We start from the raw sequence: 14676 nt of genomic DNA, 5'->3' as shown, positions 1-14676 counted from the left end.
CTACACTAGTGGAATTTAGACGACCACTTTTGTCCACCATCAGGAACCTACCAGGAACCGACTATGAGTGCCGATGCCTCCCATGCGGAAACCGATGCCCCGAATGCGGGCCGTGCACCGGCGGATACGGTTCTCAGGGGCGGTGTGATCCATACGCTCGATCCGCGTGAAAGTGTGGTATCGGCGCTCGCGGCAACGGGTGGTGAGATCGTGGCGCTTGGCAGTGATGCCGCCGTTGAAGCTTTGATTGGGCCGGACACAACAGTGATCGAACTTGGCGGCCGTTCCGTGCTTCCCGGCATTAACGACGCGCATCTGCACGGGGTGTGGCTGGGGGCCAAATGGCCTGAAATGATGTTCGGCGGGTCACGCGAGGGATGGGACACGCGGCTCCTGTCGAGCGAAGATGATCGCCGCGCAGCGATCAGGAAAACCTTTGAACTGCTGGCCTCTTTCGGGGTTACGAGCTTCACCGAACCGGGCCTGGGGCCGGGTGAGGATGACGGCGTCACCGGCTGCTTCGGCTCGAACATTCTCGAAAGCTATGCGGCGCTGGCGGGCACCGCGGCCCAGACCGCGCGGGTCACCGCTTTGCGCCTGTTCGGCATTCTCGATGGCGCGAGCCATTTCGCCGATGTCAAAGAGGGCCTTGAGGTTCCGCTCCCCGAAACCGATCCGCGCTGGCTCAACGTCACCGGGATCAAGATCTTCGGCGATGGTATTCCGCCCATGCGCAATGCCTGGATCCGGTCGGACTATCGCGACAGTGGCGGGCATGGCGGGCTGATGACCGGTGACGGGGACGAGGAAGCCCGGCTCGCCGAGTTCCGCGACATGATCACCTATGCCCATGAGCGGAACCTGCAGATCGGTGTGCATGCCACTGGCGACCGCACCATCGAAGAGTTCATCGCCCAGGTCGAACGGCTCGGCGGCGCGGGCGATCTGCGCCACTATGTCATTCACGGCGACCTGATTGATGCCGATCAGCTTCAACGGCTCCAAGCCATCGGCATGGGGATCGATCTCCAACCGCTGATCGGGGATTTCACCGGCGAGTGGCTGCGGGCCGCCGTGACCGACGAGGTGGCCGATGCGGCATGGCCGCTTCACCTGATGCTGGGAGACGGGCTCCGCGCGATCCTGAGTTCGGACGCGCCGGTGGCCAGCCCCGACTGGCGCCAGATCACCGCGTCTGCTGCCCGCCAGCTCGAGGCGCAGGGCGTTACCCTCGACAGGACCGTCACGACGCGCTTGTTGCGGATGTATACGTCCGTTCCCGCAGAACAGGACTTCGCGGAAGGCTGGAAGGGCACACTCGAGGCCGGCAAGGTCGCCGATCTGTGTGTCATCGATGCCGACCCCTATGCGGTCGGGCCGAAGAATTTCGGCGATCTCAATGTCGATCTCACCATGGTTGACGGGCGCGTGGTGTTCGAGCGCGAGGGGGTGAGCCTTGCGGCCCGCCGCGGTGTCACAGTCTGATCCGGACCTGTTCTTAAATCGAGATGCAAAAAGGGGCGCCGAAAGGCGCCCTTTGAGTTTAGCCGCTCATCCCGGCGGTCCGATCGGACCGCCGGAATCAGGTTGGATGGATTAAACCGCTTCGGCGATCAGAACGCGCGGGCTGCCGGGCAGGGCGACCATGCCGGTCGGCTTCCAGCCGGCGGCTTCGAGCCAGGCGTTCACATCGTCCTCGGGGAACACCACGGTACCGTCGATGACATGGTATTCGGCGGCGTGCAGCGCATCGATCGGGCGCTGATGGGCATCGTTGTCGAGATAGAAGTCGAGAACGGCCAGCTTGGCACCTTTGGCGGCGGCGGCACGGGCGTTCTTGAAGATCCGCTTGTTCTCTTCGACCGAGAAGCGGTGAATGACGTGGTTGAGGAAGACGAGGTCGAATTCGCCCTCGGGCTTGGCTTCGGGGGTCTCGACCGAAATGACCTCGGTGCGGTCACCAAGGCCGGCTTCGCCGAGCTGCTCTTCAACCCGCGGCGCGAAGTCCGGCGCATAGGCGAAGGTTGCCGTCAGTTCGGGGTTCTTTTCGAGGGCGCGCATGGCGAAATAGGGCGCCAGGCCACCGAGATCGAGCAGCTTCTTGTGGCCCGACAGGTCGAGCTCGTTGGTGAACATGTCGGCATGAAGCTGATTATAGGTCATCACGCCGGCCAGGAAGGTGCCCCAGCGTTCTTCGGTCATGCCCAGATCGCCCGGCTTGTCGGTGTCGACGGTGTTGGCATATTGCAGCCAGTGCGGGTAGCTGATCTCGGCGAGGAAATTGAGGAACGGGCCGAGATCGAGATCGGCCTTGTCGCCGGTCAGGTAGACCTTGGCGGCCTCTGTGAGGGCATATTCGCCATTGTTGCGAGTGAGAATGTCGAGCGAGGCCATGCCATCGGCAAGGATGCGGGCAACACGCTCGGTGATCCCGGTTGCCGAGGCAATGGCCTTGGCGGTGTTGTGGCCATCGGCGATGGCCTTGAACAGGCCGATCCGGCTGGCCTGGAACAGTTGCTGGGCGCCCATATAGCCGATGGCGACATCGAGGATGCGGCTGGGATCGGCGGTGACAGGGGTGGAATTGCTCATGGCGTACTCTCTTCGTAAATGGCCTTCAGGCAAAGTTTGGGGGCATTGGGGGCAGCGGTTCGAGTGCTGCTGCAGCGGCAGCGGGCGTCAGGCGTTGACGCCGAGGAATGCGAGCGCTTCAGCGCGGAACTCGTCCGAGCCAAGGGCGCCGAAATGGTCGCCGGGCACCGAAATGGCGCGCGAGCCCGCGATGTGGGGCACCAGCACCTCGATATTGCCGGCCATCGGATCGTCGGCGCCGCCGGCCAGAAGGGTCGGGGCGACAGGGGCTTCGGCAGCGGGGTCGAACGGTTCGACGGCCAGGCCTTCCATGAAATTGAAGGTCGAATGCGGGTCGGGGCTATTGCCGACCACCATGCCGGTGATCATGCCGGTTTGCGGATCGGTGGGCGCGGGGCCACCATCGGCGTGTGCGCGCGCGGTCTTGAAATCAAACGTTGCGAAGGGTTCGAACGGGGCAAGGCCGCCCAGAACGAGTTTGTTGACGAGATCGGGCTTTTGCGCGGCAAAGGCCCAGGCCATACGGGCGCCGGCGGAGTAGCCGACGATATCCACGGGACTGCCGAGTTCGGCAACCAGATCGGCCAGCGCCGCAGCCACCTTGGAGGGGCGGCCGCCCTGGTTGTCCTCGACGCGGGCACTGCCACCGTGACCGGGCAGATCGACGATGGCGACTTCGCGCCCGGCATCGGTCAGGGCCTTGGCCCAGCGTGCATCGGGGAAGTCGCGTTCACCACTCGACATCAGGCCGTGAATTAGGATCACCGGGGCGCCCGAACGGTTTTCGGGAGCCTGGCGCCGGACGGCGAGATAAGGGGAGTGTTCGGTCACGTTTGTGCCTCCGTGGATCGGGCGGCGGGCGGCTAAGTTCGGCCCACCACGCGGTTGATGAATTTCTCGGTAAAGGTCCGATAGGTTTCGACGTGCTGGCGGTCGGGGTGCATCAGATTGACCACGTTGGCGCCGATGGTCGCCGTCAGGATCTCGAGCGAAAGGACGTCGTAATCGGTCTCGCCTTTCTTGCCTGCGGCTTCGCTCGCATCGGCGATCAGCCTGGTCGTCATTTCGCGCCAGCGGGCAAAGAACTGACGGTAGAGTTCGGCCAGTTCGGGGTTGGAGGCGGCGTGTTCCCACAAGACCAGCAAAACGCGGCCGGCATTGATCTCGGCATCGGTGAAGGGCAGCCCGGTGTTGACCGAGTCGCGCAGCCGGCTTTCGGGATCCTGGCCGGGGGCCGGATCGTTTCCCTTGAGGGCGCCGCGCGGGTCCATCTCGGCGAGAACGCTTTCGAAGGTCGCGGCGATAATGCTTTCCTTGCCGGGGAAATAGTGCTTCAGCGCGCCATTGGCGAAACCGGCTTCGGCGGCGATGGAGCGCATTGTGGCTGCCTCGAAGCCGCCCTGAAGGATCAGGCGTTTGGCAACTTCGATGATATCCCTGCGGCGTTGGTCGTGGTCGATAATCTTGGGCATCAGAGTCTTTCGATCGGTGGCATGACAGAGTGATCGGGAAACGCCTTACGGGTTCCCACCTCCGTTCATAGCGCGTGCGCCGCGATTAGCGAACTGCGGCGGCATTGTCCTCTTCCCTCAGGGCGAGCCAGTTCTGGCGCCGCTGGGCCTGTGCGGCCGGGTCCGCGACGGGCGAAGCGAGCAGCAGGCGGGCGCTGTACGGATGCTCGGGTTCGCTTGTGACCATGGCGGCATCGCCGAATTCGACGATCTCACCGCGCTGCATCACCGCCACGCGGTGGCAGATGCGGCGCACAACACCAAGGTCGTGGGAAACGAACAGATAGGAGACCCCGATATCCCGCTGGATTTCGATGAACAGGTCGATGACCGTGGACTGGGTGGTCAGGTCGAGCGCGCTGACCGGCTCATCGCATACAATCAGGCGCGGCCGGCGCACCAGCGCGCGGGCGATGGCGATACGCTGGCGCTGGCCGCCGGAGAATTCGCTGGGATAACGGTCGATCGTGCCGGCAGGCAAATGCACCCGTTCGATCATCTCGGCGACGGCGTCGCGGGCCTTGTCCTTGGATTCACCGGCGACGGTCAACGGTTCGGCGAGGATATCGCCAACCCGCATGGTGGGATCGAGCGACCCATAGGGATCCTGGAACACAACCTGGATCGACTTGGCCAGTCGCCGGCGGTCGGCGCCCTTGGCGTGGGAAATGTCCTCGCCGTCGAAGGTGATCTTGCCTTCGGTCACCGGGGCCAGGCCGAGAATTGCGTTACCCAGGGTCGATTTTCCGGAGCCGGATTCGCCGACTACGCCGACGCATTCGCCGGGCTTGATGTCGATTGAAACGCCATGCAGGGCACGGAATCCCTTGCCGCGGCTGCCATATTCGACAACCAGGTCCTCAACGGTGAGAAGCGGGGTGTTGACGTCGGCCATGATCAGGCTCCCTGGGCTGCGGGCTGGGCATTGGCGCCTTTGCCGGCGAACTCTTCGTCGAGTTCGCGGCGGCTGGCGGCGCCATCGAGCGAGGCCGAGATCAAGTCGCGGGTGTAGGGTTCCTTGGCCCCTGCAAAGGTCTCGCGGACCTCGCCAACCTCGACGATGTCGCCATCGCGCATGACGATGACGCGGTCGCAGATATCGGCGACGACGCCGAAATTATGGGTCACCAGCACAAGCGCCATGTGAAACTCGTCCTGCAGTTCACGCAGCAGTTCGAGCACTTCGGCCTGCACGGTAACGTCGAGTGCAGTGGTCGGTTCGTCGGCCAAAAGGACGGAAGGCTGCCCGGCAATCGCCCCGGCGATCAGGACACGCTGGGCCATGCCGCCCGAGATCTCGAAGGGGTAGGACTTCATCACCCGGTCGACATCGGCGATGCCAACGCGTTCGAGCATGGCGCGGGCGATGTCGCGCGCTTCCTTGCGCGACTTCTTGTGCACCGAGCGCAGGGGCTGCATCAGCTGGAAGCCGATGGTGTAGCAGGGGTCAAGGTTCGACATCGGCTCCTGCGGGATATAGCCGATTTCACTGCCCAGCAGCTTGGCGCGTTCCTTGGCGGGCAGCTTGGCGACATCGCGCCCTGAGATGACGATTCCGTCGGCCTCATAACGCCCACCCGAGGGCAGAAGGTCGAGCATCGAGAACACGGTCTGGGACTTGCCGGAGCCGGATTCCCCGACAATGCCGAGCACTTCGCCAGGCGCGACATCGAAACTGATGCCGTGCACGACTTCGCTCTCTCCGCTCGGCGTCGCATAAGCCACGCGCAGGTTCTCGACCCGCACGGCCGCCTTGTCTGCGTCATAGGCGAAGGCGCCTGTCGCCGGGGCGCGGGCCGCGGCATTGGCAGTGGCAGCTGCGGCCGTTGCCTTCTTGCCGGCGCTCGGAGTGCGTACGCGCACGAGGTCGCCCAGGGTGGAGCCCATCACGGCCAGAGCGGCGATGGTCACGCCGAGCGCTGCGGACGGCCACAACAACAGGAGCGGCGACGTCAACATGAAGCGGAAGCCTTCATTCATCATCGCGCCCCAGCTCGGGACATTGGCGGAGCCGATGCCGAGGAATTGCAGGCCCGCCTGGATGCCCATGGCGATACCGGCGGCCAGCGCGGTCTGGATGATGATCGGGGCGTAGACGCCGGGGAAGATGTGCTTGACGATGATGCGCGGATGGCTGAGCCCGGCCACCCATGCGGCCGCAACAAAGGGTTCGTTGCGGATGGTCAGCGTGCGGGCTCGGGCAATACGGTAATAGCCCGGGGTCAGCAGTACGCCGACGGTTGCCATCAGGAGCGGGAAATTCTGCCGGGTGCCGGCAGCAACGACCAGCAGGATGATCATGCCGGGAATGGCCTGGATCGCGTCGGAAACCCAGGAGGCGGCCCGGTCGAAGGCGCCCCCGAAATAGCCGGCAACGACACCCGCCGGCGCACCGATAACCAGGGCGGTGACGATGGTGATCAGGGCACCCCAAAGGGTGGTGCGCGTCCCCCAGATCAGGCGGCTGAGGATATCGCGGCCGGTCGAATCCCCGCCCAGCCAGTGTTCGGCGCTAGGTGGCGCCTTGGCGGCGAACAGATCGACATAGTTGGGGTCCTGCGGCGATATCCAGGGCGCAAGGACCGCCACGGCGATGATGAAGAGGATGACGCCGAGCGAGATGATGCCTGCAGGCGTGCGGATGAAGCGCGAAAAGATCGACTGGCGCTTGGAGGCGCGGGGATCGGCGTCTTCCTGAACGATGGCGGTGGTGCTCATTTGACGCGCACCTTGGGGTTGATCCAGCCGAGCGCGATGTCGAGCAGGAAGTTGACGATGACCACGAAGATCACGGAGACGACGGTGATGCCGAGCAGCACCGGAATGTCGCCGATCTGCGAGGAAGAATTGATGAGCTGGCCGATGCCGGGCAGCGAGAAGATGGCCTCAACCACGATGGCGCCGCTCAAAAGCGAAACGAACATGATGGCCAGCATGGTCAGCGCCGCCGGGCAGGCGTTGCGCAGAATGTGAATGATGACCTGGCCCTGGGAGAGGCCACGGCTGCGCAGGGTGCGCACGAAGTCCTGTTTGTTGACCGCGATGACCTCGTTGCGCAGCTGTTCCGCCACGACCACGATGCCCATCAGCGAGAGCGAGACGGCGGGCAGGGTGATCGAGCGCAGCCAACCGGTGATCGACTGGGTCGGCTGGACATAGCCGACGGCGGGGAACCAGCGCAGATTGACCGCGAACCAGATGACGAGCACCAGGCTCACCCAGAAGCCGGGGAGCGCGAACAGCACGACGGTGATGCCCTTGGACATGCGGTCGAGCATGGAATTGGGATTGAGCCCGGCGATCATGCCGAGCGTGATGCCGAAAAAGGCAGTGAGCAGGGTCGCGAAGCTGACGACCGACAGGGTGACGGGCAGCTTGATGGCGATCTGGTCGTTGACGGACTGGAAGTTGCGCCAGGAGGTACCGAAGTCACCAATGGCTGCATGGGAGAACCAGTCCCAGAATTGAACGATGAGCGGGCGGTCGAGACCGAGCTTGATGGTCAGCGCCTCACGCTGGGCTTCGGTCGCAGTCGTGCCCAGAAGGCCCACGGTGGGATCGGTGATTGCCGTGTGGGCGAGAAAGAACGTGCCGACGGACACGGCCACCAGCAGCACAACACCCGCTGCCAGCCGCTTCGCGATGAACGCAATCATGATGGGACCTGCCTGGATCGAGTTGAGGCGGGCCGGGGCAACCTGTTGGCGCCCCGGCGCGCGAAGGGTGCCTTACTTCGGCTGAATGTGCCGCAGCAGCGGGAACATCATACCGGTAACCGGCTGCACTTCAATTTCAGGGGTGGAGAAATAGGTGTTCTCCGCCTGGTACCAAACCGACCACCAGGCCATTTCCGTGAGCTGACGGTTCACCTCGGTAATCGCGGCGACCTGATCTTCCCCGGTGGCTTCCTTGGCGGATGCCACGAGATCGGCAAGCTCGGGGAACTCACCATATTCGGGGTTGAGATTGTACCACTGTTCCGAGGTCAGCTGACGGGCCAGAGTGGCGGCCGGGTCGTTGTCCATCGCGATAAAGGAAATGAACAGCGGGTATTTCGGCGCGTTGATCTGGTAGTCCATCATCTGCATGTCATCCCAGGTGACCTCGATCCCGAGCTCGTTGAATACCTGCACGACGGCGGGCTGCCACTGAGCGAAGATCGGGGACATGGGCATGGTCACGGCAAATCCGTCGGCATAGCCGGCTTCCGCCAGCAGTTCCCGTGCCTTGTCGAGATTGTAGGCATACATGTCGTTGAGCGAGGCATCGTAGCCCGGGGTGCCTACAGGGAAGACCTGGTTGGTCACCACACCGGCGCCGGCGCCGATGGCGTTGAGGATCGCGCCGCCGTTGAAGGCGTAGTTGAGCGCCTGGCGAACGCGGACGTCAGCAAGCGCTTCCACGAACTGGCCGGTGTGATCGACGAACTGCAGACCGACCCAGCCGGACACGCGGGAGGAAATGTTCCAGCCCATCTGTTCGGCCTGGGGGATGTTTTCCGCGTCGGCGAAGTTGACGTTGATCTGGCCCGACAACATGGCGTTGTGCCGCGCGGTCGCATCGAGGATCGGGTAGATCGCGATGTCTTCAAAGGGATAGGTTTCGCTGTCCCAGTGATCGGCGACCTTGTTGAAGTGGTATTCCGAACCCGGCACCGAACGATCGGTATCGAGCAGGTAGGGACCGGAACCCGCCGGGGCTTCGGTCAGCGTGTCGAGCTTGTCGGGCGACGCCATGTAAGAGCGGCCCAGACCCATCAGGTAAAGGATGGTGTCGTCGCGCTGCGTCAGATCGATCTGAATGGTGTCTTCGTCGACGACCTTGAATTCCCAGACATTGACATAGGCTTCATTCGACCGGGCGCCGGCCTTGAGGTGCTCGAGATTGGCCACGGCCGCCTCGGCATCGAAAACCGCGCCGTCATGGAAGGTAACGCCCTGGCGCAAATCCATGGTGATCGAGGTCCGGTCGTCCGAATACTCCCATGAGGTGGCGAGCACCGGGGTGAGGGAGCCGTCGGGTTCGAGGGCGATCAGCGGATCATAGACCGCGGAAAGATAGGGGCCGTCGAAGCCGATATCGGCCAGAGCCGGGTCCCACGACGTGACGTCGAGGAAGTTCCCGATCTTGAGTTCGCCCGGCCCGTCCTGAGCGAGGGCCGGGGCGCTCACCGTGAGCGCCATAGCCACAGCCGAGATGGCTGCAACTGTGGTGATGGTTTTTGACATTCCAGTCTCCCTTTGCTTCGCCCGGAGGTCCCTCGCCACCGGGCTGGTCGGCGCCATGCCGCCACATAATCAAGCGCCGTTTATTCTACACATGTTGACAAGAAACGCAAGGCAGGGCGCGGTGTCCACAAGCTGCTCACAGGCCGCCATCGGGGGAAACGTGGCGGTCGAGCCACAAGTCATTGAGTGCATTGCGCAAGGCGTCGCCATGCTGTTCGGCCAGCGTGATCGCCCCGAGATTGTCCTCGAGCTGTTCGAGGCGGGAAACGCCGAACAGAACATTGGCCGTCGGCTCATAAGCGAGGCAGAAGGCGAGCGCCGCCTGCACGGGAGTGGCGTCGAACTGCGCGGCGATCTCTTTCAGCTTTGGTGCCGCCTCATAGATCTTTTCGCGGATGTCGCCGGCGTCATGTCCGATCTTGCGCTGGGGTTTGCCCTTGCCCGCCAGAATACCGCCTTCAAGGCAATCGGAGGCCTGCAAATGCATGCGGCCGTCGCGGAACAGGGCGCCATAGCCTTCGCCCTCGGCCATCGAACGCCGGACGACGGAATATTTAAGCTGGGCGAAGCTCGGGCCGACAAGCCCGTTGGCGGACGCATGATCGAGCGCCTTGTGGGTATCGGAGAGAAGCCAGTTATTGATGCCCCAGGTGCCGATCAGTCCGGCCTCGATCACCTCGTTGACGGCATCGACGATGCGCGCCATCTCGACTTCGGCGAAATAATCGCCCAGCACCACGGTTTCGAACCGGTCCTGTCCGGCGCGCTCGAGGCTTTCCTCGATCTGCTCGCGAAACTTAAGTTCTGGATAGTTCCACAGCCAGAGTTTTCCACACAGCTGGTACTGATCGCGCTTGAGCCCGGCCTCGCGCACCGCTTCGCCGAACAGGATGTCGGTTTTCGAGTGCTCTTCATGCGGGCCCATATTGTAATAGGCGATGTCGAAAAAGCCGGCGCCCACCTCGACCGCGCGATTGATGATCGCGACGGCTTCGTCGCGGGTCATGCGGTCCCAGGTATTCCAGGATCCCAGCGCATAGACCGGGACTTCCGGTCCATCGGGGCCGAGCTTGCGGGTGGGCACGTTGATATCGCTCATGAGAAGCCTTCTCCCTTTCGGGGCTTCAACAGCCCCATTCTGGCGGTGGACTTTTTTTCTACGGTCGTATAATAAACGACAAACGGGTCGTTGACGACCCCCCAATATTGCTGCGCCAGGGGAGGAACTATGGCCGCGAAGCGAACCGTCCTTGTTACCGGAGCGGCCCAGGGTCTGGGCCGGGGAATCGCACAGGCTTTCGCCGATCTGGGCGATATGGTGATCGTTGCCGATCTCGATGGGGACGGTGCCGCGAAAGCCGCAGCCGAAATCGGCGGCGATGCCCTGCCGGTCGATATCTCGAACGCGGATTCCGTCGCCGAGGCCGCCGAACAGGTCAAAACCCGGCACGGCAAGATCGACGTCCTTGTCAATAATGCCGGGGTTGTCGGTGGCGGCGGGCCGCTTCTCGACCTCGATATCGGCGTTCTCGATGGCGCGCTGGCGGTCAATGTGCGCGGCACGGTGCTGATGACCCAGGCCTTCGGCAAGATGATGAAGGACGCCGGCAAGGGCGTAATCGTCAATATTTCGTCCATCGGTGCGCGGCAGCCGACCCCGGGGCTCGGGCATTACGAAGCCACCAAGGCAGCGGTCGACGCGATTACCCGCACCACGGCGATCGAGCTTGCGCCCTTCGGCATCCGCGCCAATGCGGTCGCGCCCGGTCCGGTGATCACGCCGCTGACCGCTGGCCTTGTGGCCGACCCGGACGCCCGGGCGGCCTGGGAAACCCGTATTCCCCTCGGCTCGATTGCCGAGGTGACCCAGATCGCACCGGCCGCGGTGTTCCTTGCAAGCGACGATGCCTCGCACATCACCGGCGTCAGCCTCGCGCTCGATGGCGGGCAGTTGCTCGTCTGATCCTTCCGGCCCGTGAGGAGTGAAATCATGATCCCGACAGAAACCCGCGCCGCCGTTCTGGTCGAACATGGCAAGCCGCTCGATATGCAGACACTGCCGCTGCCCAGTGAGATCGAGCCGGGCGCAGCGCTTGTGAAGATCGTCTGCGCCACGCTGTGCGGCACGGATATCGAAATCTGGTCCGGCAAGATGAGCTTTCCGGGCATGCTGCCCATGGTGCTCGGCCATGAGATGGTCGGCGAGATCGTCGCCCTTGGCGAGGGCACTGCCGATGCGCTGGGCAAACCGCTCAAGGTCGGCGACCGCATCGGCTGGTCGGAATCGACCTGCGGGCATTGCCATGGCTGCACCATCCTGCGCGAGCCCGTGGCCTGCGAGCATCGCGGCTACGGCTTTCTGCAGCGCTCGGATGTGCCGCCCTATGCCACTGCGGGGCTGGCCGATTATGCCTACGTAACGCCCGGTGCGGCCAAGCTTGTCGTGCCCGAGGGGGTCAAGAGCACCTGGGCCTCGATGGCCGGATGCGCGGCCAAGACCGTATTGCGGGCCTTTGACCGTGCCGGCGGCATCCGCACCGGCGCGCGCGTGGTCATCCAGGGCGCCGGCGCACTCGGCATCTTCGCCACTGCCGTCGCCAAGCTTTCGGGCGCCTCGCAGGTGATCACCATCGGCGCGCCGGAGGACCGGCTCAAGATGGCGCAGAAATTCGGCGCCGATCATGTGGTCGACATCGCGCTGGGGTCCGACGGCATCGTTCAAAAGGTCAAGGACCTGACCGGCGGCAAAGGGGCGGACTATGTCTTCGATTTCGCCGGCGCGCCTTCGATCGGGCACGAGGCGATCGCCATGGCCGCCCAGCGCGGCAAGGTGGTGATCGTCGGCAGCACCGGCCCGCAGGAAACACCGGTGTCGCTGGGCACGCTGATGGGCAAGGAACTGGCCGTCATCGGGTCGCTCAATGGCGACATTTCGGACTATTCGCGCGCCATCGACTTCTTCTCGGCCTTTGCCGACGCCATGCCGTGGGACGATCTGTTCTCGGCGCCGGTCGGTCTCGACAAGGCCTATGACACCATTTTGTCGATGCACGAACTCGACACCATCAAGGCCGTGATCGATCCGCGGCTGTCCTGAGATCCGCGTTCAGGAGGATTTATGAGCACCTATCCCGTTCCCCGCCACCCGCTCGGTGATACCGGGCTGTCGCCTTCGGTCCTGTCAATGGGCTCCTGGCACATCTATGACCGCATGGATTATGGCCGTGCCGTCGAGATGATCCGCAAGGCGGTCGATGCCGGCATCAACATGTTCGATGTCGGGGTCTATGGCACCCCGGACATGATGCCGCCGCCGATGACCGACATCATCTTCTCTGCCGTTGTGCGCGGGGCCGAACTCAAGCGCGAAGACTATCTTCTGTCCGAAAAGCTCTGGCTCGAAGGCTTCGACGCGGATGAAGGCTTCATGCCGCAGATCAAGAATGCGCTGTTCCGGTTCGGCTCGGCCTATTCCGATATCGTCGTGCTTGGCGATGTGCGCCGCGACGATCTTGAGATGCGCGACATCGTCTTGTCGCTTGCCGAATTGAAGAAAGCCGGTCTGATCAAGGTCTGGGGCGTCAATAACTGGTCGCGCGCCAATGTGCAGGCCTGCATCGACATTGCGAAGGATGAAGGCGTCGACGGCCCGGTCTTCGCGCAGCTGAAATACTCGGTCGCGCGCCGCTCGATCCCCGATGGCCAGCCCTTTGCCGATCTGTTCGCGCAAGGTTTCAAGATGCAGGCCTCGGACATTTTCGAGGGCGGTGTGCTGGTCAAGCCGACCGCGCCGGAGCGCGAAGTCGGCCGCGATCCGGGCAATATCCGGCAAAAGATCGAGGCGGCGGCCGCCGAGGTGAAGAAGATCGCCGATGGCTTTGGGATCACGCCGGCACAGCTTTGCATGGCCTTCACCCTGACCCATCAGCACAATTTCAACACGCTGTTCGGCGCCACCAAGCTGAGCCAGCTCGAGCAGGCGATCGAAGCGGTCGCGCTGGTCGAGAAGATCGGCGCCGCAGAGATTCGCGCCGCGGTAGAACCCTTGTGGTGCGACAAGGGCGTGGTCGATCCGGAAGGCCCGTGATCGGCGCCATATTGGCCAAGGCTTTCTGGCCCAGAGATTTACGCCATCAGGGAAAGATTGAGGAAGATGAGCGAACCCAACCCCAAACCCGTGCCCTATGATCCGGAGATCGAGCCGATCCTGGCCGTGGTCGCACCGCCTGACGCGCCGAAGATGGATGTGGCGACCCTGCCGCAATCGCGTGAGCAGATGCTGGGGTTTTTCCCGAGCCTTGACGAGATGATCGGCGACAAGGCCATCGAGTGGGAGGATTTCACGGTGCCGGGGCCGGAAGGCGCGCCGGACATCACCGTGACCGTGTTGATGCCCAAGGGGCACCGGGAAAGCGGGAAGAAGGTGCCCGCGGCCTATAATATCCATGGCGGCGGCATGATGGTCGGGTTTGCCAAGATGGACGCCCCGCGCCTCATCGACATGATCGAGGAATTCGGGATCGTGGCGGCGACCGTCGAATACCGGCTGGCGCCCGAACATCCCGATCCCGCCCCGGTCGAGGATTGTCATGCCGGTCTTGTCTGGTTCGCCGAGCATGCGGATGAGCTGGGTATCGATCCCAACAAGCTCATCATCATGGGTGGCAGTGCTGGCGGTGGATTGTCTGCCGGCGTTGCGCTTCTGGCGCGGGACCGTCAAACGGTCAAACTGGCGGGCCAATTGCTGCTCTGCCCGATGATCGATGACACCAATACCTCGCTGTCGAGCTATCAGAATATCGAGAACACGACCTGGACCCGGGAATCGAACCTTCTGGGCTGGAAAAGCCTTTTGGGTGACAAGGTCGGCAGTGACGAGGCCTCGATCTATGCGGCGCCCTACCGCGCCAAAGATCTTTCCGGTCTGCCCCCCGCCAATATCGAGACGGGCAGCGCAGAAATGTTCCGCGACGAGAATGTCGAGTATGCCAACCGCATCTGGGCCACGGGTGGCGAAGCCGAGCTGCATATCTGGTCGGGCGGCTTCCACGGCTTCGATATCTACGCGCCCGAATCCGAATTGGCCAAGGCAGCGATTGCCGCCCGCTATTCCTGGTTCCGCCGGATCTTCGGGATCTCCGGCACCAAGGACTGAGTTTCCTCCCCGCTGGCAGTAGCGGATCCTGAGGAGGGCTTCGGCCCTTCTCTTTTTTGTGCATCACGACCCGAAACCAGTCTGCCGCCGGCGCTTATCCCGAACCTCCTGAGCCTGTCGAAGAGCGAGGGCATGGTGGGCCTGTGCCCCCACTTTCCCTCCCCGCATGGGGGAGGGTTTGGGCCGTGCC

Annotated in this window: 13 protein-coding genes; 5 read left to right on the top strand and 8 right to left on the bottom strand. The window is 63.4% G+C overall.

The genetic code is table 11. From position 1 onward, the window contains the following. Positions 1-63: 63 nt before the first annotated feature. The gene (locus G489_RS20465; RefSeq protein ID WP_051332598.1) at positions 64-1485 is read left to right on the top strand and encodes an amidohydrolase; all 1422 of its coding nucleotides are present in this window, start codon (positions 64-66) and stop codon (positions 1483-1485) included. A 111-nt stretch (positions 1486-1596) separates the two neighbouring features. Here the strand turns inward: G489_RS20465 and G489_RS0112820 are convergent, their stop codons facing one another. The 8 genes from G489_RS0112820 to G489_RS0112785 form a co-directional block, all read right to left on the bottom strand. Next, positions 1597-2592 carry a methyltransferase family protein gene (locus G489_RS0112820; RefSeq protein WP_029041878.1) on the bottom strand — a complete coding sequence of 332 codons (996 nt, stop codon included), beginning with the start codon at positions 2590-2592 and terminating at the stop codon, positions 1597-1599. An 87-nt stretch (positions 2593-2679) separates the two neighbouring features. Continuing rightward, positions 2680-3423: an alpha/beta fold hydrolase gene (locus G489_RS0112815; RefSeq protein ID WP_029041877.1), complete on the bottom strand. Its 744-nt coding sequence runs from the start codon at positions 3421-3423 to the stop codon at positions 2680-2682. 32 nt (positions 3424-3455) lie between these two features. After that, positions 3456-4064 (bottom strand): TetR/AcrR family transcriptional regulator, encoded by a 609-nt coding sequence (locus tag G489_RS0112810; RefSeq protein WP_029041876.1) that lies wholly within the window; start codon positions 4062-4064, stop codon positions 3456-3458. 85 nt (positions 4065-4149) lie between these two features. Beyond that, the gene (locus G489_RS0112805) at positions 4150-4998 is read right to left on the bottom strand and encodes an ABC transporter ATP-binding protein (RefSeq protein WP_035872577.1); all 849 of its coding nucleotides are present in this window, start codon (positions 4996-4998) and stop codon (positions 4150-4152) included. A gap of 2 nt (positions 4999-5000) precedes the next feature. Then, positions 5001-6821, bottom strand: a complete 1821-nt coding sequence (locus G489_RS0112800; protein ID WP_029041874.1) for a dipeptide/oligopeptide/nickel ABC transporter permease/ATP-binding protein — start codon at positions 6819-6821, stop codon at positions 5001-5003. Beyond that, a complete protein-coding gene (locus G489_RS0112795) occupies positions 6818-7759 on the bottom strand; it encodes an ABC transporter permease (protein ID WP_029041873.1) in 942 nt (313 codons plus the stop codon). The genes G489_RS0112800 and G489_RS0112795 overlap by 4 nt, the downstream gene beginning before the upstream one ends. A 72-nt stretch (positions 7760-7831) precedes the next feature. Next, positions 7832-9331 carry an ABC transporter substrate-binding protein gene (locus G489_RS0112790; protein WP_029041872.1) on the bottom strand — a complete coding sequence of 500 codons (1500 nt, stop codon included), beginning with the start codon at positions 9329-9331 and terminating at the stop codon, positions 7832-7834. A 136-nt stretch (positions 9332-9467) separates the two neighbouring features. Then, positions 9468-10430, bottom strand: coding sequence for an aldo/keto reductase (locus G489_RS0112785; protein WP_029041871.1), 963 nt, complete (start codon positions 10428-10430; stop codon positions 9468-9470). A gap of 129 nt (positions 10431-10559) precedes the next feature. Between G489_RS0112785 and G489_RS0112780 the strand changes: the two genes are divergently transcribed. The 4 genes from G489_RS0112780 (at position 10560) to G489_RS0112765 (ending at position 14486) form a co-directional block, all read left to right on the top strand. Further along, on the top strand, positions 10560-11294 hold the full coding sequence (locus G489_RS0112780; protein ID WP_029041870.1) for an SDR family NAD(P)-dependent oxidoreductase: 735 nt from the start codon (positions 10560-10562) through the stop codon (positions 11292-11294). Between the two features lie 27 nt (positions 11295-11321). Further along, positions 11322-12428, top strand: a complete 1107-nt coding sequence (locus tag G489_RS0112775; RefSeq protein WP_035872575.1) for a zinc-binding dehydrogenase — start codon at positions 11322-11324, stop codon at positions 12426-12428. A 21-nt stretch (positions 12429-12449) separates the two neighbouring features. Continuing rightward, positions 12450-13418, top strand: a complete 969-nt coding sequence (locus G489_RS0112770) for an aldo/keto reductase (protein WP_029041868.1) — start codon at positions 12450-12452, stop codon at positions 13416-13418. Positions 13419-13484: 66 nt separating this feature from the next. Next, positions 13485-14486, top strand: coding sequence for an alpha/beta hydrolase (locus G489_RS0112765; RefSeq protein ID WP_029041867.1), 1002 nt, complete (start codon positions 13485-13487; stop codon positions 14484-14486). Positions 14487-14676: the final 190 nt, after the last annotated feature.

The sequence above is a fragment of the Cucumibacter marinus DSM 18995 genome (assembly GCF_000429865.1).
In the GTDB taxonomy this organism is placed as follows: Bacteria; Pseudomonadota; Alphaproteobacteria; order Rhizobiales; family Devosiaceae; genus Cucumibacter; species Cucumibacter marinus.
Note: the sequence above shows the minus strand (reverse complement) of the source record. Positions and strands in the feature narration are given on the sequence as shown.

Bases quoted from the DNA above. Each gene is read 5' to 3' on its own strand.
- G489_RS0112800 (WP_029041874.1), bottom strand. From the start codon at position 6,821: ATGAGCACCACCGCCATCGTTCAGGAAGACGCCGATCCCCGCGCCTCC.
- G489_RS20465 (WP_051332598.1), top strand. From the start codon at position 64: ATGAGTGCCGATGCCTCCCATGCGGAAACCGATGCCCCGAATGCGGGC.
- G489_RS0112765 (WP_029041867.1), top strand. From the start codon at position 13,485: ATGAGCGAACCCAACCCCAAACCCGTGCCCTATGATCCGGAGATCGAG.
- G489_RS0112785 (WP_029041871.1), bottom strand. From the start codon at position 10,430: ATGAGCGATATCAACGTGCCCACCCGCAAGCTCGGCCCCGATGGACCG.
- G489_RS0112770 (WP_029041868.1), top strand. From the start codon at position 12,450: ATGAGCACCTATCCCGTTCCCCGCCACCCGCTCGGTGATACCGGGCTG.
- G489_RS0112795 (WP_029041873.1), bottom strand. From the start codon at position 7,759: ATGATTGCGTTCATCGCGAAGCGGCTGGCAGCGGGTGTTGTGCTGCTG.
- G489_RS0112790 (WP_029041872.1), bottom strand. From the start codon at position 9,331: ATGTCAAAAACCATCACCACAGTTGCAGCCATCTCGGCTGTGGCTATG.
- G489_RS0112810 (WP_029041876.1), bottom strand. From the start codon at position 4,064: ATGCCCAAGATTATCGACCACGACCAACGCCGCAGGGATATCATCGAA.
- G489_RS0112780 (WP_029041870.1), top strand. From the start codon at position 10,560: ATGGCCGCGAAGCGAACCGTCCTTGTTACCGGAGCGGCCCAGGGTCTG.
- G489_RS0112775 (WP_035872575.1), top strand. From the start codon at position 11,322: ATGATCCCGACAGAAACCCGCGCCGCCGTTCTGGTCGAACATGGCAAG.
- G489_RS0112805 (WP_035872577.1), bottom strand. From the start codon at position 4,998: ATGGCCGACGTCAACACCCCGCTTCTCACCGTTGAGGACCTGGTTGTC.
- G489_RS0112820 (WP_029041878.1), bottom strand. From the start codon at position 2,592: ATGAGCAATTCCACCCCTGTCACCGCCGATCCCAGCCGCATCCTCGAT.